Origin of the sequence: Peribacillus folii, assembly GCF_030271255.1 — a bacterium.
Lineage (GTDB): Bacteria > Bacillota > Bacilli > Bacillales > DSM-1321 > Peribacillus.
Map to the genome: position 1 here is coordinate 93,694 of NZ_JASJOM010000008.1, position 16,210 is coordinate 109,903.

19 protein-coding genes are annotated in these 16,210 nt (G+C 47.1%); 11 read left to right on the forward strand and 8 right to left on the reverse strand.

Annotated elements, in window-relative coordinates; genetic code table 11:
- Nucleotides 1–22 precede the first annotated feature (22 nt).
- On the forward strand, nt 23–760 hold the full coding sequence (locus tag QNI08_RS14970; RefSeq protein ID WP_285768213.1) for a hypothetical protein: 738 nt from the start codon (nt 23–25) through the stop codon (nt 758–760).
- An 85-nt stretch (nt 761–845) separates the two neighbouring features.
- On the opposite strand, the gene QNI08_RS14975 is transcribed toward QNI08_RS14970, so the two are convergent.
- Nucleotides 846–1,403, reverse strand: a complete 558-nt coding sequence (locus QNI08_RS14975) for a DUF5366 family protein (protein ID WP_285768214.1) — start codon at nt 1,401–1,403, stop codon at nt 846–848.
- A 321-nt stretch (nt 1,404–1,724) separates the two neighbouring features.
- Between QNI08_RS14975 and QNI08_RS14980 the strand changes: the two genes are divergently transcribed.
- From QNI08_RS14980 to mnhG, 7 genes are read left to right on the forward strand one after another with little or no spacing between them, the layout of a single operon-like run.
- Nucleotides 1,725–4,130: a Na+/H+ antiporter subunit A gene (locus QNI08_RS14980; RefSeq protein WP_285768215.1), complete on the forward strand. Its 2,406-nt coding sequence runs from the start codon at nt 1,725–1,727 to the stop codon at nt 4,128–4,130.
- Complete coding sequence (locus tag QNI08_RS14985; protein WP_285768216.1) at nt 4,127–4,549, forward strand: Na(+)/H(+) antiporter subunit B; 423 nt, start codon at nt 4,127–4,129, stop codon at nt 4,547–4,549. Before QNI08_RS14980 ends, QNI08_RS14985 begins: the two co-directional genes overlap by 4 nt.
- On the forward strand, nt 4,549–4,890 hold the full coding sequence (locus tag QNI08_RS14990; RefSeq protein WP_285768217.1) for a Na(+)/H(+) antiporter subunit C: 342 nt from the start codon (nt 4,549–4,551) through the stop codon (nt 4,888–4,890). Before QNI08_RS14985 ends, QNI08_RS14990 begins: the two co-directional genes overlap by 1 nt.
- Nucleotides 4,883–6,364, forward strand: coding sequence for a Na+/H+ antiporter subunit D (locus QNI08_RS14995; protein WP_285768218.1), 1,482 nt, complete (start codon nt 4,883–4,885; stop codon nt 6,362–6,364). The genes QNI08_RS14990 and QNI08_RS14995 overlap by 8 nt, the downstream gene beginning before the upstream one ends.
- A 6-nt stretch (nt 6,365–6,370) precedes the next feature.
- Nucleotides 6,371–6,847, forward strand: coding sequence for a Na+/H+ antiporter subunit E (locus QNI08_RS15000; protein WP_285768219.1), 477 nt, complete (start codon nt 6,371–6,373; stop codon nt 6,845–6,847).
- A complete protein-coding gene (locus tag QNI08_RS15005; RefSeq protein ID WP_285768220.1) occupies nt 6,847–7,131 on the forward strand; it encodes a Na(+)/H(+) antiporter subunit F1 in 285 nt (94 codons plus the stop codon). Before QNI08_RS15000 ends, QNI08_RS15005 begins: the two co-directional genes overlap by 1 nt.
- Nucleotides 7,115–7,453 (forward strand): monovalent cation/H(+) antiporter subunit G, encoded by a 339-nt coding sequence (gene mnhG, locus QNI08_RS15010; protein WP_285768362.1) that lies wholly within the window; start codon nt 7,115–7,117, stop codon nt 7,451–7,453. Before QNI08_RS15005 ends, mnhG begins: the two co-directional genes overlap by 17 nt.
- Before the next feature lie 75 nt (nt 7,454–7,528).
- On the opposite strand, the gene QNI08_RS15015 is transcribed toward mnhG, so the two are convergent.
- From QNI08_RS15015 to QNI08_RS15040, 6 genes are all read right to left on the reverse strand, one after another.
- Nucleotides 7,529–8,248: an MOSC domain-containing protein gene (locus tag QNI08_RS15015; RefSeq protein WP_285768221.1), complete on the reverse strand. Its 720-nt coding sequence runs from the start codon at nt 8,246–8,248 to the stop codon at nt 7,529–7,531.
- Between the two features lie 80 nt (nt 8,249–8,328).
- Nucleotides 8,329–8,721 (reverse strand): hotdog fold thioesterase, encoded by a 393-nt coding sequence (locus QNI08_RS15020; RefSeq protein WP_285768222.1) that lies wholly within the window; start codon nt 8,719–8,721, stop codon nt 8,329–8,331.
- Between the two features lie 134 nt (nt 8,722–8,855).
- Complete coding sequence (locus QNI08_RS15025) at nt 8,856–9,419, reverse strand: 5' nucleotidase, NT5C type (RefSeq protein WP_285768223.1); 564 nt, start codon at nt 9,417–9,419, stop codon at nt 8,856–8,858.
- A gap of 15 nt (nt 9,420–9,434) precedes the next feature.
- The gene (locus QNI08_RS15030; protein ID WP_285768224.1) at nt 9,435–10,529 is read right to left on the reverse strand and encodes an FAD-dependent monooxygenase; all 1,095 of its coding nucleotides are present in this window, start codon (nt 10,527–10,529) and stop codon (nt 9,435–9,437) included.
- Between the two features lie 23 nt (nt 10,530–10,552).
- Nucleotides 10,553–11,650: a bifunctional diaminohydroxyphosphoribosylaminopyrimidine deaminase/5-amino-6-(5-phosphoribosylamino)uracil reductase RibD gene (ribD, locus tag QNI08_RS15035; RefSeq protein ID WP_285768225.1), complete on the reverse strand. Its 1,098-nt coding sequence runs from the start codon at nt 11,648–11,650 to the stop codon at nt 10,553–10,555.
- Nucleotides 11,651–11,664: 14 nt separating this feature from the next.
- On the reverse strand, nt 11,665–12,372 hold the full coding sequence (locus QNI08_RS15040) for a GTP cyclohydrolase II (protein WP_285768363.1): 708 nt from the start codon (nt 12,370–12,372) through the stop codon (nt 11,665–11,667).
- A gap of 287 nt (nt 12,373–12,659) precedes the next feature.
- Here QNI08_RS15040 and QNI08_RS15045 point away from each other — a divergent pair, with 287 nt between their 5' ends.
- On the forward strand, nt 12,660–13,052 hold the full coding sequence (locus QNI08_RS15045; protein WP_285768226.1) for a YuzC family spore coat inner layer protein: 393 nt from the start codon (nt 12,660–12,662) through the stop codon (nt 13,050–13,052).
- Nucleotides 13,053–13,107: 55 nt separating this feature from the next.
- Here the strand turns inward: QNI08_RS15045 and QNI08_RS15050 are convergent, their stop codons facing one another.
- Entirely contained in the window at nt 13,108–14,607 is a 1,500-nt protein-coding gene (locus tag QNI08_RS15050; protein WP_285768227.1) for a leucyl aminopeptidase, read from the reverse strand.
- Nucleotides 14,608–14,888: 281 nt separating this feature from the next.
- Between QNI08_RS15050 and QNI08_RS15055 the strand changes: the two genes are divergently transcribed.
- Nucleotides 14,889–15,371 carry a divergent PAP2 family protein gene (locus tag QNI08_RS15055; RefSeq protein WP_285768228.1) on the forward strand — a complete coding sequence of 161 codons (483 nt, stop codon included), beginning with the start codon at nt 14,889–14,891 and terminating at the stop codon, nt 15,369–15,371.
- A gap of 9 nt (nt 15,372–15,380) precedes the next feature.
- Nucleotides 15,381–16,172 (forward strand): cobalamin-binding protein, encoded by a 792-nt coding sequence (locus QNI08_RS15060; protein WP_285768229.1) that lies wholly within the window; start codon nt 15,381–15,383, stop codon nt 16,170–16,172.
- Nucleotides 16,173–16,210 lie beyond the last annotated feature (38 nt).

A 16,210-nucleotide genomic window follows, 5' to 3' on the forward strand; every position in this document is an offset into this window, starting at 1 on the left:
TTTGCCAGCTTTAAATTTACGAATGTCAGATTGGAAATTCTTTCAACCATATTATGACAAAACCCACGACCAAATCCAGTTGCCTGTAAAATTGACTAAAGCCCCTGAAGATACTCTTCTCAACTATTTCAGCATTCTGCGTGAAGCCGAAAACATTGCCGGACGAAGCTGCGGAACCATCGGCAATGCCCGACTTCCCTTTCCGATCGCCTTCAATTTCCTATCGGAGGAATATCAAAAAAAGGTAACCTATGAAAAATACGTACATTCTTTTTCCGGGATAGGACATACGAGTTTGATCAAGCTATGCCGAGTGCCAGATGTAGCATCAGGAATAAAGTTTTTTTATGAAACTGAAACGATTGAAGCATTTGAAGGTAAGAATATCGAGTATTTCGGTTATTCTTACGGATTTATCCATCTTGTTCACGAACATGCTGGATATCGAATCTCGGATGTAGAGCATGTTACGGAGGATTTCCTCTGCGCACCATACCATGGCTGGGATCAGGATGGCGAAACCATTATCGACGTGAAATACGGAAATTGGTGCAAACTGCTCAAAAAAAGATATCCCACGATCCAAAAGGGTTATGTGAAACATATTTTCTTTAACGGTAACGATGGCGCCGATTATTATTTTATATTCCTTACACTTACAAACGGAACTGACATAGAATTAGCCCAATTCCGTAAAAAAGGCAATGAAACCTGGAAACAAGTGAATATGAAGCCTGAAGAAGAATGTATAACGGACTAAAGGGGTTTCATATGGAGCGAAATGAAACGGCAGTGCGAGACTCCTGCCAAAAAGAAGATGCCGCAATGGCACCTTCTTTTTTGGGTTAGATGGGCAGGCTTGCAATCACGCTGTTGTAAAGCTTCAAGCCGGCAAAGGAGACAATCGAAATCAAAGCGGTCCAAACGAAAACCGGAAAGAAAACCAATCCGATCAACCCCGATAAATTGAGGCTCGGGCTCAATTTATTGACGAAATAAATCAAGGCCACGACATTCGTTGCGAGGAAGATCGCTCCCAGCCCGATGATGAATTGGACACTGAACAAGGAACATGCAGCGCCAATGACATAGATGACCGAGCCCCTTCTTACGCTATTCAAGGCTTTCCCTTCCGAATCCTTGGAAAAGAATAACAAGGATAGCTCCATTACAGTGTCGGAGATCAATTTCAATGCGGCAAAAACCATAAAGAACAAAAGCAGCAAAACGATCAGCAGTGCCAGCTTGATGCCCGTTTCAGAAAAGAACTCCAGCATCCCTTGGTAAATTCCCAGATTCCCGAATAACTTGAGCATTTGCATTTCCCCATATATTGCGAAGGATAGGCTGAATAATAAGATTGATATGATTGGAAAGTAGCTTAGTAAATAGGTATTTTTCATGTTTTCTCCATCCATGCTTCTTTTATCCTATATTATGCTAGATAAACCACGATTTCACAATGGATACTATGCTAAATCCCCGGAATTAAATCATTGAAATAATTTTTTTCAAAGCGATGCCAGCCCCTTTTCTACCTATATATAAATCTTGATTTTATTGGACAACCCCTGTTCCTAAAGCCATGCAAACCCCCAATAATTACGATATACTTTTAAGCGGGACAATAAATGCATCAGCAACGAGGATATCCTTTTTCGTCTAACATGGCGTACATAAAAGCATAATAAGGGCGAATGACTTCGTTAAAAAGGGGGGAGTTTATGTCTTTGCTTCATCTTGCAGTACTATCACCGTTTTTATTGGCTCTTATCGTACCGGTCTTATACAAACTATTTCGACAAATCCATACAGGTTGGTTTGTACTCCTATTACCGATTCTTCTTTTCAGCTATTTTTCAAGGTTCATCCCCTTGACCAAACAGGGTGATGTCATAAGGGAAAGAGCTGACTGGATCCCTTCTCTCGGTATCCATATCGATTTCTATGTTGATGGATTAGGGCTTCTGTTCGCCTTGCTCATTACCGGAATAGGTTGTCTCGTCATTTTTTATTCGATTTTCTACTTATCAAAAGAAAAAGAAAAGCTGAATCAATTTTACGTCTTCCTTTTGCTCTTCATGGGGGCCATGCTTGGCGTCGTCCTTTCGGATAATCTGATCGTTCTTTATTCATTTTGGGAATTCACCAGTTTATCCTCCTTCTTATTGATTGGATACTGGAATGAAAGGGAGCGTTCACGTTACGGAGCACAAAAATCCCTGCTGATCACCGTGCTTGGAGGTCTATGCCTGCTTGGGGGCATCATTCTCCTTTCTGTCATGGGCAATACCTTCAGCATACGTGAATTGATAGCACAAAGTGGACAGCTCATGGATCAAGCGCTCTTCACTCCTGCACTATTGCTCGTCCTGCTCGGTGCCTTCACTAAATCGGCACAGTTCCCGTTCCATATCTGGCTTCCCGATGCGATGGAGGCTCCGACACCCGTCAGCGCCTACCTCCATTCGGCCACGATGGTCAAAGCAGGGATATATTTAGTCGCTCGGCTGAGCCCTGTTTTTGCCGAATCCGGAACATGGCTTTGGCTCGTTTCACTTACCGGATTGATCACCCTTTTCTGGGGCTCGTTCTCGGCAATCAAGCAGACCGATTTAAAAGGCATTCTCGCCTTTTCCACCGTCAGTCAGCTCGGCTTGATCATGTCGCTGCTGGGTCTGGGTGCGGCAGCCCTCCATTATGATTCGATGGGGGAAAATATCTACTTGGCAGCCACCGTTGCAGCTGTATTCCATTTAATTAATCATGCAACCTTCAAAGGCAGCCTGTTCATGGTTGCGGGCATCATCGATCATGAAACCGGAACCCGTGACATCAAAAGGCTTGGCGGCTTGATGCAGGTGATGCCGATCACCTTCACAGTGGCTATCATCGGCGCTTTTTCAATGGCAGGCCTCCCGCCATTCAATGGCTTCTTGAGTAAGGAAATGTTCTTGGCCAGCATGGTGAATGTATTGGAGCTGGATATCTTCAATCTGGATACATGGGGAATGCTGTTCCCCGTCATTGCCTGGGTTGCGAGTGTGTTCACATTCATTTATAGCATGATTGTCGTGCTTAAACCGTTTACTGGCAAACTGCAGTTAAGCCTGTTGGAAAGGAAGCCCCACGAGGCACCGATCGGGATGTTGGTTTCGCCCATCATCCTTGCCTCGTTGGTCGTCATTTTCGGCCTTTTTCCAAATCTGCTTTCCACTTCGATCATTAAACCTGCAGTTGCTGGCATACAGCCGGGCTTTGCGCTTGACGATTTCCCTGTCCATATTGCCATATGGCATGGGTTCACACCTGAATTGTGGATGACGATCGGCATCATCGCCGTCGGGCTCATATTATACCTTTTTTTCCAAAAGCGGCAAAAGCCGCTGCTGCTGCTTCCTGATCACCTGTCCTTGAATGCGGTTTATGACGCCAGCTTAAGGGAGCTTGAACGATCGTCGTCCTTCGTGATGAAATGGTTGATGACAGGCTCACTTCGGACATACCTGCTGTCGATTTTCTCATTCTTCATTGTTTCATTGGGCTTTACGATTTATTGGAAAAATGCCTTTGCATTGGATACCGGTCATTTCGCCCCGGTCGGTTTTTACGAGCTGCTATTGGCAATCGTCATCGTGGTCGCAGCGATCGCGATTTTGTTTGCCAAGTCACGGTTAACCTCGATCATCATCTTGGGAGCGGCCGGTTATGCGATTTCCCTGTTTTTCGTCTTGCTGCGGGCTCCCGATTTGGCATTGACGCAATTAGTCATCGAGACCATTTCCGTATCGCTGTTTTTACTTTGCTTCTTCCACCTGCCATTGATGGCGAGCAGAAAGGAAGAACGGATGTCATTCAAGCTGAATAACGCCGTGATCTCCATTGGTGTAGGCGTCATCGTCACTTTGATTGCCCTATCGGCACACAGCAATAAGTTATTTGATAGCATCTCAAGCTATTACCTTGAAAACGCGTATAAGGAGGCAGGCGGGAAAAACGTCGTAAATGTCATTCTCGTCGACTTCCGCGGACTGGATACGATGTTTGAAATCAGTGTCCTATCCATCGCAGCGCTCGGGATTTTCGCAATGATCAAATTGCGTCTGACAAGGAGGAAAGCTAAATCATGAAGCAAAACGACCTGATTCTTCAAACGGTTACAAAGGTCGCCGCCTTCGTAATCCTGCTTTTTTCGGCGGCCATCTTCCTGGGCGGGCATTATTCGCCAGGCGGCGGGTTTGTCGGAGGCTTGATGACTTCAGCAGCCATCGTCCTGCTGCTGCTCGCCTTCGATTTAAAGACCGTCACCGCGATCCTGCCGATTGATTATAAGTACATGATCGGTGCTGGCTTGCTCATATCAAGCCTGACGGTTGCCGGCGGGCTGTTGTTCGGAGTACCGCTGATGACCCATGCTTACCGTTACGTCGATTTGCCGCTCCTTGGGCATATCTCCCTGCATACGGCGGTGCTTTTTGATCTCGGTGTTTACCTTGTGGTTGTTGGTGTCACGATGACCATTATTCAAACGATAGGGGAGAGTGAATAATGGAACTATTACTGGCCATTGTCATTGGAATTTTATTCATGAGCGCGACCTACTTGATGCTTTCTAAGAGCATTTTACGAATTATAATCGGTACGGGGCTGCTCAGTCACGGTGCCCATCTTTTGATTTTGACGATGGGCGGTTTAAAAGCGGGCTCCGTTCCATTGCTGAGTGATGAAGCAGCATCCTATGTCGATCCGCTTCCGCAAGCACTTATCTTAACGGCGATCGTCATCAGCTTCGGGGTGACGTCCTTCCTGCTGGTGCTGGCTTACCGGGCCTACCAGGAGCTCGGAACGGATGATATGGAAGAAATGAGAGGTACGAAAACGAATGAGTAACCTATCCTTTCTGCCAGTTTTATGGCCGCTTTTCACAGGCATCATTCTCATTTTCATGGCAAAAAAAATTAAGCTTCAACGATGGATTTCAGTGTTTTCCTCACTTATTGGAATCGCGCTATCCAGCTTTCTTGTATTCTCGGTGCATTCCCAAGGAATCTTGACTTTAGGTGTCGGCAGCTGGGAGGCACCTTTCGGGATCGTGATCGTCGCAGACATGCTTGCTTCACTGCTTGTCCTGACGACGAATATCATCGGGCTGGCCATCTTGCTTCATTCGTTCCACTCGATTGGCGCAGAACGTGAAGCAAACTATTATTATCCTGTTTTTCAGTTTTTGCTGATTGGCGTGAATGGCTCCTTCCTTACCGGCGATCTTTTTAATCTATTCGTCTTCTTCGAAGTGATGCTGATGGCTTCTTATGTGCTGCTGGTACTGGGCGGGACGAAAATCCAGCTGAGGGAATCGTTGAAGTATATCATCGTCAACGTGCTCTCCTCGTCCTTTTTCGTCATCATGGTCGCGTATCTCTATTCAATACTGGGAACGTTGAATATGGCGCAGATCAGCCAAAGGATTGCAGAGGTGAACCAGCCTGCCATCCTTACGGTAATAGCCATCGGTTTCTTGATCGTGTTCGGTTTGAAAGGCGCCATTTTCCCGCTCTTTCAATGGCTGCCTGGGTCTTATTATGCTCCGCCGATCCCTGTGATGGCATTATTCGGGGCTTTGCTGACCAAGGTCGGCATTTACTCGATTTTCCGTACCTATACCCTGATGTTTTATCATGACCAAGACTTCACCCATGCCATTTTGGCGTGGCTTGCCATCTTGACCATCCTCATCGGCGCCATTGGGGCACTAGCCTATTGGGATGTAAAGAAAATCATCATTTACAACATCATCATCGCCGTCGGAGTCATCATTTTCGGCATATCCGTGATGAATGAACAGGGATTAACCGGGTCGATTTTATACATCATCCACGACATGCTGATCAAGGCCGCCCTCTTCCTGTTGATCGGCATCATGATCAAAATCAGTTGCTCGGATGATTTAAGGAATATGGGCGGCTTAATCAAGCCGTATCCGGCCCTTGCCTGGACCTTTTTCATAGCTGCCCTCTCCTTGGCGGGAATCCCGCCGTTCAGCGGCTTTGCCGGCAAGCTGCTCATCCTCCAAGGAGCGGCCCAAAAAGGCGACTACCTCGGAATGGCCGTTGTCTTGCTATCAAGCTTGATCGTTCTGTATTCCGTGATGAAAATCTTCATGTACGGCTTCTGGGGAACACCTAAGGCTGATTACCGCCTGCATGGTGCTGCGGTTCATAAAATGCTGATCCCGGCGGTGATCCTTGTTGCCATTTCCATCTTATTTGGAGTCGGAACGGAATCGATGTACCCTTTCGTTTCCCAAGCTGCAGACACATTATTGAATCCTGACATTTATATCAAAGCGGTTTTAAAGGAGTAATGCCTGATGTCATTCCAAATTTTACTGAATGTGATCCTTGCTGTTACCTGGATGTTCTTAAAAAATGAGTTTGATGGGAGCACCTTCATCATCGGGTATGTATTGGGGCTTTGCATCATGTTCGTCTTCCGCCGTTTTTTCAAGGACCGCTTCTATCTGAATCGGGTGATCGCCGTCTTCCGCTTGCTGCTCCTATTCGCAAGGGAGCTCATCTCTTCCAACATCAGCGTCCTCAAGATCGTATTGAAGCCGAAGCTGGATATGAGGCCGGGCATCTTCGCCTTCGAAACCGTGCTGAGGAAGGATTGGGAAATAACGGTCCTCTCGAATTTGATCACCCTGACACCCGGGACGCTTGTTGTTGACATATCCGCAGATAATCGGATCCTTTATATCCATGCGATGGATATTGCCGACAAAGCCGATGCCGTACACAGTATAAAGCATACGTTTGAAAAGGCGATCATGGAGGTGAGCAAATAATGTTCGATTTTGTCCTGAAAATAGCCTTGCTTGGTGCATCCGTTTCCATGATTGGCTTCCTCTACCGCTTGATCAAAGGACCTTCCGTACCGGATCGGGTCATCGCCCTCGACGCAATGGGAATCAATCTGATCGCAATCGTGGCGCTAGCCTCGATCGTCATGGACACAGGTGCGTATCTGGAAGCCATTCTGCTGCTCGGAATCCTATCCTTCATCGGCACGGTCGCTTTCGCCAAATTCCTCGAGAAAGGAGAGATCATTGAAGATGACCGCAATCGTTGAAATCCTATCCGCCCTCTTTCTTTTAATGGGTGTGTTTCTCTTTTTGGTCTCAGCTTTCGGCATCATCCGCTTGCCTGATGTTTATACAAGGAATCATGCTGCCTCAAAAAGCTCGACGCTTGGAATCCTGTTCATCCTGATTGGCACCTTGTTATACTTTTTCCATGAACACGGCCATGTCGATTTCCGGATCGTGCTCGCCATCCTCTTCATTTTCATGACAAGTCCTGTGGCTGGGCATTTGATCAATCGCTCGGCCTATCATTCAGGTGTCAAAATGTGGGATCGAAGTGTCCAGGATGACTTGAAAAAGGGCAGGTGATATTCTTATCGAATGAAGAAAGGCTGCCCTGTGCACAGGGGCAGCCTTTCTGGTTTTCATGATTGAAATGCAGTGTCAATCCGTTAAAAACACTGGATCGCCCAACCTGATTTCACCTGTTCGCACGACGGAGGCATAGACGCCAAAATGATTGTTCCTTTCCTTGACGACCGTTTTTAACAGGGAGGGATCCTTGTGGGAATCCACGGGGTCGACCGTAATGATCATGCAGCGTTCGCAATGCCTTTTGATTTCCAATTCAACATCATTGCCGATTACAAGCCTTTTTCCGAACCAACGTTCTTCCAGGAAGGGGATCTTGTCCACTAAAGACAGCACCAAATTGTGCCTGAATCTCCTCCCATCCGCTTCGTTCCCCCAAAGCTTCGTCAATTCACCAATGGAGGCATCGCTCACAAGCAATATATTCTCTTCTTCAATCGCCCCGAAGGGAATGTGCGATGGAGGATATACGACGGCTTCTGCCTCCCGCTTCAGCAAAAGTGCCATTTCCTCCCGAAAGCCTTCCTCTCCCCATGTCAGCAAATTTCCCTTCGGTGTCTTGACTTTCAATTCAGGATAGGCATTCAAATTTTCCTCACCGGAAAAGAAAGCTTGATAGCGAACCATTTCAGGAACCTGGGTTATCGTGATGAATTTCCCCTGCTTGTCCTTAAAGGCATGACTGCGATCTCCATATAACCCATAATCCATCACCTTCGTCTTCTTTACCCGTTCACCAGCAAATGATTTTACCGGATGCCGGGTGATTTCCTGTATAGAACCGACAAGCATATCAAAACTCCTTTGCAACCATTTGTATACCCATTGTATCCGTCGCCCCGTTATCAAATCCGGGCAGGTTTACCCTTCCCTCACTTCGGCAGGTCAATGATCGCTAACGTACAGCGGGAAATGCAGATAAGCCGATCCTCTTCATCCCGGATCTTCACGTCCCAAACCATCGTAGTCCTCCCGCGATGGATGATGTTCCCGATCGCAGTAACGACACCAGAGCGCACGCCCCTTACATGATTGGCATTGATTTCAAGTCCGACCACAGCCTGTTTCGTCCGATCGACAAGCTGCATCCCCCCGGCGCTTGCAACGGATTCCGCAAGTGCAACGGATGCTCCCCCATGCAATAACCCATATGGCTGCCTCGTTCGTTCATCCACTGGCATCGTGGCTATGATTTTACCCTCACCGTATTCTTTCATTTCAATTCCGAGCGTGCCTATCAATGAATTTTCCATATTGATGTCCATTTCGATCCCCCCACTTTTTTTATAAAATTCGCTTCAGGTAAATCATATCATTTATAGTCCCAAATATGAATGGCCATTCATATTTGGGACTATAAAAAAAGATGACTCGAATCGATCAAGTCATCCTCATCCGCTCATTTGGTGATCAGTTCCTTCAATTCAAGCCAGCTTGCAAGTCTCGGCATATCCAATTCCCTGTTATAGGAATTGTCGATAGCATACACCTTCGTCGGTATATCCAATAAGGTTTCGAGGACGGCCGGTTTATCATCGAAATAATAATCAAGCTCCATATGATTGATCGTATCGATTTTTTCATGATCCTTCATCCCGCAAAAAAAATGGTCATCCTTAACCGGAAAGCCGTTTTCGATCATCCATTTTTTCGTCCGTTCACCATGCTCGGGCTTCCTGGCGGTGATGTAGTAAATCTCATGTCCGTCTGCTTCAAGCTCCCGCAGCGTCTCGACTGCACCCTCGAACGCCGGACAAGTTGTATAATACACTTCCTCGGCAAGACTATTCCACATCTTGCCGCCCGCCTCCTTATCAAGCCCGAATGCTTCATGGATTTCCAATGTTTTTAAAGCTTTGAATACTTCCAGGTCTATGTTTTTATTAAGCTTTTCATTGTATAGATGGAACGCAAATTCCCTCAAATTGATCAGCGTATCATCAATATCGAACCCAAATTTCATATCATTCACTCCTATTCAAACATAAGCGGCAAACTGAGAGGCGAAGGATAGCTCCTTATCCACTTGAATCGCCTGCAATCGTTCAATTTCCGCCTTTCTTTTCGGTTCAGCGATTTTCAGTCCATGGAATTCAGCATCTCCTTGCATGATGCATTCCTGGATAAGGCCGGCCAATAAATCGGCATCCTTCATCGCGCAATTCAGCCCGAACGCTCCTGTAGGTGTCATCGTGTGGGCCGCGTCGCCCATTAATGCAACTCCATCCTTGGTCCACGTTTCGCAATAGCTGCTGTGGACGTCCAATAATATGAAATCATTCCATGAACGGATATTTTCCCGCGCACTTTTGATCAATTCAGGAAACGCCAGCAGCAATTTTTCGATGAATGGCTCGAATGGCTGCTTCCGCAATCGGGAAAAGGAGCCCTGCTCTATATTCCAGCCAATTTGGATCGAACCTCCTGCCTGGGTGAAGAGGGCGACCTGGGAATCATCGACCAGGGCCATCTTGATTGAAGGCTGCCATCCCTTTGGCGCAGGGATTTTTGCCCATAATAAATCATAGCCATGATTTTTGATCACGGCTTTTATCCCCGCTTTTTTGCGGATCGTGGAAAAACGGCCATCCGCCCCGATGATCAATGGACTTTCGACGATCATGTCCAACCCGTCTTTTCTGACCTTGACGCCCGTAAACCGGCCCCATTCATTCTGGATCAAATCCGTCACCGGGCTATTGAGCATCAATTGGAAGGTGTCCAGCTTTTTCGCTTCATCCAAGATGGCTGTAAGCAGGTGGTTTTGAGGGACATGTATCCCGACATGCTCAGCAGGCATTTCAGGAAAAATCCGTTTAAATAAGCGGCCGCCATTCCAATACTCGATCTGGTCCATCCTCAGCAAGCCGCGCTTTTCCACGCTCTCGAACAAGCCATGCTTTTTAAGGATGTCCTCTCCTTCCTCGTTCAGGAACTCCCCCCTGAACTCCCTTGCCACTCCGGAATGCCTTTCAAGCAGGATGACCGATATGCCCCGTTTGGCCAAAAGGCAGGCCAACAGCGCTCCCCCTGGCCCGCCTCCGACTATGCATACATCTGTTTTAACCACCATGATTCTTCACCTGTTATCTATTATTATTTAGGATAAGCGGTGATGCGGATATCCTCTCCGAACGTGTCCACGCCAGAGAAGGCAACATCCAGCGCTTCATCCATCGTATCTGCATCCACTCCAGTGAACGGCGTCAGTGAGTTTCGGCCGCCCAATAGTTTAGGAGCTACATAAATCAAGAACTTATCGATGAGCCCAGCCCTTAGGAAAGAGGCATTGACTTCACTCCCGCCTTCCAGCAAAACATCCGTAATTCCCTTATTATACAGTTTTGCCATCAGTGCGCTCAAATCAAGGCCTTCCTCATTTTTTGCGACAAAAATGAGGTCCACCCCTTTTTCACTTAAAAGTGCCATTTTGTCCTTAGGTGCCTGTTCATGCGTAACAATTATCGTTTTGGCTTCTGCCGTGGTTTCAACAACATTGGCCGCCAAGGGCACGCGCAATTCACTGTCCAAAATGATCCGGATCGGATTTTTGCCTCCAGGTTCCGGCAGTCTTGTCGTCAATGATGGATCATCGGCCAGTACAGTCCCGATGCCGACGAGGATGGCATCAACCTCATTACGGAGCACATGGACGGAATGACGGGATTCTTCACCGGTTATCCATTTCGAATGCCCTGTATGTGTGGCAAGCTTTCCATCGAGCGTCATCGCATATTTCGAGATGACGAATGGACGATTCTTCGTCATATTATGGATAAAGCGTTCATTCAGTCTTTGCGCTTCTTTCTCCAATACGCCAACTTCCACTTGGATGCCTGCATCCCTCAGGATCGCTATTCCCCGTCCTGCAACCTCAGGGTTAGGATCTTGCGTAGCCACCACGACCCGATGGACGCCCGATTCCTTGACTAAATTTGCACAAGGAGGAGTCTTTCCATAATGGGAACACGGCTCAAGCGTTACGTATAGGGTGGCACCCTCTGCGTACTCACCAGCCATTTTGAACGCATGGACTTCAGCATGCGGCTCGCCCGCCTTCCGATGGATTCCGGTTCCGGCAATCACGCCGTCCTTGACGATGACTGCCCCGACCACTGGATTCGGATTGGTCTTTCCTTTGGCACTGGCTGCTAGATCTAGTGCCAGCTTCATGTAATATTGATCATCATTCATACGTTAAGCTCTCCTTATACGATAAAAGTTGGCTTTTGCAGGGGAATATGTCCAGACTTCTTAACCTTTGTGTCCAAATAAAAGCTATTATCTTCCGTTAGCCCGCCCCAAAGCGGGATATGATTTTTTGCCGCGAGCCCATGCTTCTTCAGGGCATCCAGTTTCTTCGGGTTATTCGTAATTAATGTCACCGGATTCGCGCGCAATTCACGTAATACGCGAATTGCCCCTTCGTAGGAACGAGTATCGTCTTCAAACCCTAATGCCTGGTTCGCCTCGACCGTGTCATAGCCTTCCTGCTGAAGCAAATAAGCAAGGGACTTGGAGAATAGGCCGATTCCTCTTCCTTCATGGTCAGCAAGGTAAAAAATGGCGCCGCAGCCATGTTCGGCAATCATCTTCATCGATTGGTGGAGCTGATAGCCGCAATCACATCGTTTACTGCCAAAAATATCACCTGTATGGCAGATGCTATGCATCCGGACAAGTGCATTCTCGGACTCTTTAAAATCACCAAATACCAATACGGAGGACTGTTGTCCAAAAGCCAGGTTGGCACCGGATAGCGATTCAAGCACCGCTTCCTTGTTATTATCCGCGCCATCCAGCTCAAGCCATGTATACCATTGGAAAACGGCGGAGAAATCCCCTTGCTCCACAGGGAGATTGACGGGACCCACCAAGCATATATCTGCTTTTCCAGGGGTTTTCACGATCTTCATTTTATCTATTAAAATGCTTTTTGTTTGTTCGTTTATTTTCACGATAACATCACCTATTTTTTAATTTATAGTGTGTATACTCCTTACTTTAGGTAAGTAAGTATATTACTATCCACTATACCTGTCAATGAAGCAGTTTACAAATAATAGTGTGTCTTTTAATTAAATTTTCAAGAAGGTTTCCTGGAAAAAGTGAGCGGCTATCATATCGCATGACCCTCTTACATAGTTTAACGTATAAAGAAAACCGGTCTACTGACATACTTCGAGGAAAGGCAGGAATCTTTTTGGAAGATCACCCTTATTTCCCCTTCAAGAATTTATATCCGCCTCCGGCCAAGTCCTGCAATATGAATCATGAGCTGGCAGGGAGCATGCGCCCCTTTTCTGCGACCAATCCCGATTTGTTGGTTAAGTCGGCAAAGGCCTCGCAGTCCTTATTGATTGATGTCCAAAAAGTCATGAATACCCTAGCGTCTTCCAAGCCCTTCGCGAACGGGTTGATGAATGCTGCGCAATCATCGGAAAAGAACCTCGTGACGGAAATGATCCGGAAGATCGGCCTTAAAAACCAGCCTGATATCATGTATAACCCCGATGGGATCCGCTTTGATTTCCATCCGATTACAGGGGATGATAATTGCCATATCATCATCAGCCTGAAATGGAGAGATATATGAAGGCTGTATTTATTTTCAAAAAAACCGAAGCCCACTTCCGGCTTCGGTTTTTTGTTCATTTCGTTTCAAAGGTTTCTACCAATAATGCAAGCGTCCTGGCCATGACACCCGTCGCCCCGGCCGTGCATAATGCTGAACTGCTGGACGTTGTCGATGTCCCGGCAATATCCAGATGGACCCATGGAGTCTCTTCGGCGAATTCGCCGATGAAGGCCCCGCCCATGATCGCATGTCCTGCCCCGCCTGGCGAGTTGTTCAAATCGGCTATCTTGCTATTGCGCACCCGCTCTTTGTCCTTTTCGGTAATCGGCAGCCGCCACATTGGCTCTCCAGCCTCCTCCGATGCCTTTTGGACTTGCTCATAGAATTCAACATCATTGGTCATCGCACCTGTCATATCCATGCCCAACGCCGTTATGACACCCCCGGTTAACGTCGCTACATCAATCAGGTATTCTGCACCATGATGTTTAGCGTAGGTCATGGCATCTGCCAATACGAGCCGACCTTCGGCATCAGTATTCAAGACCTCGATCGTTTTCCCGCTCATGGCAGTGATCACATCATCCGGCTTGAAAGCCTCGCCGCTGATCATATTATCCGTCGAAGGAATGACGGCCACGACATTTTGCTCCGGTCCCAATTCGCCGATAATTTCCATAGCACCCAAAACGGCTGCAGCACCGCCCATATCGGTTTTCATCCCAACGATGCCTGCCTTGGTTTTCAATGAGTACCCGCCCGTATCGAAGGTGATGCCCTTACCTACCAAGCCGATAACATCTTTCCACTCCTCTTTCCCCTGATACCTCAAGACAATCATTTTCGGCGGTTCGACCGAACCTTGATTGACGGCAAGGAGTGCTCCCATTCCAAGCTTGAGCATATCCTCCTTCTCAAGGATCTCCACTTCAAAGCCATAGCGTTCACCCAACGCGGATGAATACTCCGCCAAATCCGTGGAGGTCAGCAGATTCCCGGGTGTGTTGACCAATGTCCTTGCGGAGTTCGTCGCCCTTCCAAAAATTCTGCCTACATGAAGTGCCGCCCCTACCTCGTCACTATCGGCATCACTATAAACCGTAATCGCTTCGATGTTTTTTTCGACCTGGTTCGATTTCTGCTTGTATCCGGCAAATTTATAAGAAGCGAGTTCGAACGCCTCCGAGCAAGCATGTGCAGCATCGAGGACGTCCAGGTTTTCAGTCGTGAATGTATCCAGGGCGATCGACAGCGTCGTCAGCTTGGATTCCGAAATCGTTTTACGCGCTTTACCGAGCGCTTCACGGAGCGTTTCGAAAGTAAGCTCTTTTTCCTTGCCCAGGCCGACAAACACCAACCTCTTCGCGCCTAACTTGCCTAATGTATGTATTTTAACCACTGATTTTTTCTTCGAAGAGATTTCTCCAGCTTTCACCAACTCCGTCAGCTGTCCGTCCAATCGTTCATCGGCTTCCTTCCCAATGCCCGAAAACTTGATCGGTCTGTCAAACACACCCAGGACCAGGCACTCATCGATCATATCTATATTCAAGGAATCTTTAACTGTGAACATATGCTATCTCCTCCATTCGATTACCTTCATTATAACGAAATCTTCTAAAGTTTTCGATAAATGGATTTGAAATCAATATTATTAAGGATATTGTTTAGAAAAGGTGACTTTAGAGTAATAGTATAAGAAAGATCAATTTTATCCCATAACCGGCAGGGAATCGCCAGGATTTGATGGAACTAATACTAAGCGCCCGAAAAATCCGCTCATGCGAGGCAGGATTTCTTACTACCCATCCATGGTTTCAACGTTACTCATAATCAGAAAGAAGGCTGATACTTTTGGAATTATTTCTCAACTTCCCTTTGATTGCAGCATTGATTGCCATTTTCTTTGCTCAATTCATCAAGGTGCCCATCCATTACATCGCTTTTCGCAAAGTGAACTGGGCACTTATCAACTCGACGGGCGGGATGCCCAGCTCCCACTCCGCAGCCGTGTCAGCTCTCACTGTTGCAGTAGGGATCGAAACAGGCATGGATTCACCTATATTCGCGGTTGCCGCAATCTTTGCCGTCATCACGATGTTCGATGCGACAGGCGTAAGGAGGCAGGCAGGAGAGCAGGCTGCCGTCTTGAATCAACTCGTTACGGATTTCAATACATTTGTCGAGCAAGCAAAAAATTGGCAAAAAAAAGAAGAAAAGCAGAAGCAGCAACAATTAAAGGAACTGTTGGGCCATAAGCCAATCGAGGTATTTTTCGGAGCCTTGACCGGTGTCTTCATTGCACTTGTGCTTCACTTCTTCATTTTTCAAGGGTAGGTGATACAGTTGAAAATAATCTCGCTTTGCCCCAGCAATACGGAACTTTGCACATATCTAGGAATCGAAGATCAGCTGATTGCCATCGACGACTACTCCGACTGGCCCGAGTCCATCCAGCACCTTCCAAAAGTCGGGCCGGATTTATCGATCGATATCGACCATGTGGAATCATTGAAACCTGATTTAATATTGGCTTCATTAAGTGTACCCGGCATGGAAAAGAATATTGAGGCATTAAAAAAACGGAACCTTCCCCATATCATCTTCAATCCGCAATCCCTTGAAGATATCGCCAGGGATTTGCTTACCTTGGGGGAGGCGACGGACCATCGAAATGAAGCGGAAAAACAGGCTGCCAAATTCAGAAGCACCATCCTTCGCTATCAAGACGCCGCCGATAAAATCGAAACGAAGCCATCCCTTTATTGGGAGTGGTGGCCCAACCCCTTATTCAGTCCGGGCGGGGTCAATTGGTTATCCGAAATCAGCCGTCTGGCGGGAGGATATAACCTTTTTGAAGAAGTTGACCTTGCAAGCATCCAAATCACTTCCGAAGAGGTCATCGAAAAGGACCCCGACCACATTTGCTTGGCATGGGTCGGGGTTCCTTTACGCAAAGTGAACCCGGGGCTTGTCAAGAAACGGACGGGGTGGAACGATATGAAGGCAGTAAGCAACAACAATATCCACATCATGGAAGAACCCTTATTCTGCCGTCCATCCCCGCGTTTATTGGATGGACTGTCCAAGCTGGCCAGGACCCTGCATCCTAACGCCTTCAATCACATAAAGATATGACATGATGAAAAGGCTGCCCCTTCTTAAGGGCAGCCTAA

Excerpts from the sequence above, each read along its gene's own strand:
- QNI08_RS15020 (WP_285768222.1), bottom strand. The coding sequence starts at position 8,721 with ATGGACATCAATATGGAAAATTCATTGATAGGCACGCTCGGAATTGAA.
- QNI08_RS15015 (WP_285768221.1), bottom strand. The coding sequence starts at position 8,248 with ATGCTTGTCGGTTCTATACAGGAAATCACCCGGCATCCGGTAAAATCA.
- QNI08_RS15030 (WP_285768224.1), bottom strand. The coding sequence starts at position 10,529 with ATGGTGGTTAAAACAGATGTATGCATAGTCGGAGGCGGGCCAGGGGGA.
- QNI08_RS14990 (WP_285768217.1), top strand. The coding sequence starts at position 4,549 with ATGGAACTATTACTGGCCATTGTCATTGGAATTTTATTCATGAGCGCG.
- QNI08_RS14985 (WP_285768216.1), top strand. The coding sequence starts at position 4,127 with ATGAAGCAAAACGACCTGATTCTTCAAACGGTTACAAAGGTCGCCGCC.
- ribD (WP_285768225.1), bottom strand. The coding sequence starts at position 11,650 with ATGAATGATGATCAATATTACATGAAGCTGGCACTAGATCTAGCAGCC.
- QNI08_RS14980 (WP_285768215.1), top strand. The coding sequence starts at position 1,725 with ATGTCTTTGCTTCATCTTGCAGTACTATCACCGTTTTTATTGGCTCTT.
- mnhG (WP_285768362.1), top strand. The coding sequence starts at position 7,115 with ATGACCGCAATCGTTGAAATCCTATCCGCCCTCTTTCTTTTAATGGGT.
- QNI08_RS15005 (WP_285768220.1), top strand. The coding sequence starts at position 6,847 with ATGTTCGATTTTGTCCTGAAAATAGCCTTGCTTGGTGCATCCGTTTCC.
- QNI08_RS15025 (WP_285768223.1), bottom strand. The coding sequence starts at position 9,419 with ATGAAATTTGGGTTCGATATTGATGATACGCTGATCAATTTGAGGGAA.
- QNI08_RS14995 (WP_285768218.1), top strand. The coding sequence starts at position 4,883 with ATGAGTAACCTATCCTTTCTGCCAGTTTTATGGCCGCTTTTCACAGGC.
- QNI08_RS15050 (WP_285768227.1), bottom strand. The coding sequence starts at position 14,607 with ATGTTCACAGTTAAAGATTCCTTGAATATAGATATGATCGATGAGTGC.
- QNI08_RS15000 (WP_285768219.1), top strand. The coding sequence starts at position 6,371 with ATGTCATTCCAAATTTTACTGAATGTGATCCTTGCTGTTACCTGGATG.
- QNI08_RS14970 (WP_285768213.1), top strand. The coding sequence starts at position 23 with ATGTCAGATTGGAAATTCTTTCAACCATATTATGACAAAACCCACGAC.
- QNI08_RS14975 (WP_285768214.1), bottom strand. The coding sequence starts at position 1,403 with ATGAAAAATACCTATTTACTAAGCTACTTTCCAATCATATCAATCTTA.
- QNI08_RS15040 (WP_285768363.1), bottom strand. The coding sequence starts at position 12,372 with ATGAAGATCGTGAAAACCCCTGGAAAAGCAGATATATGCTTGGTGGGT.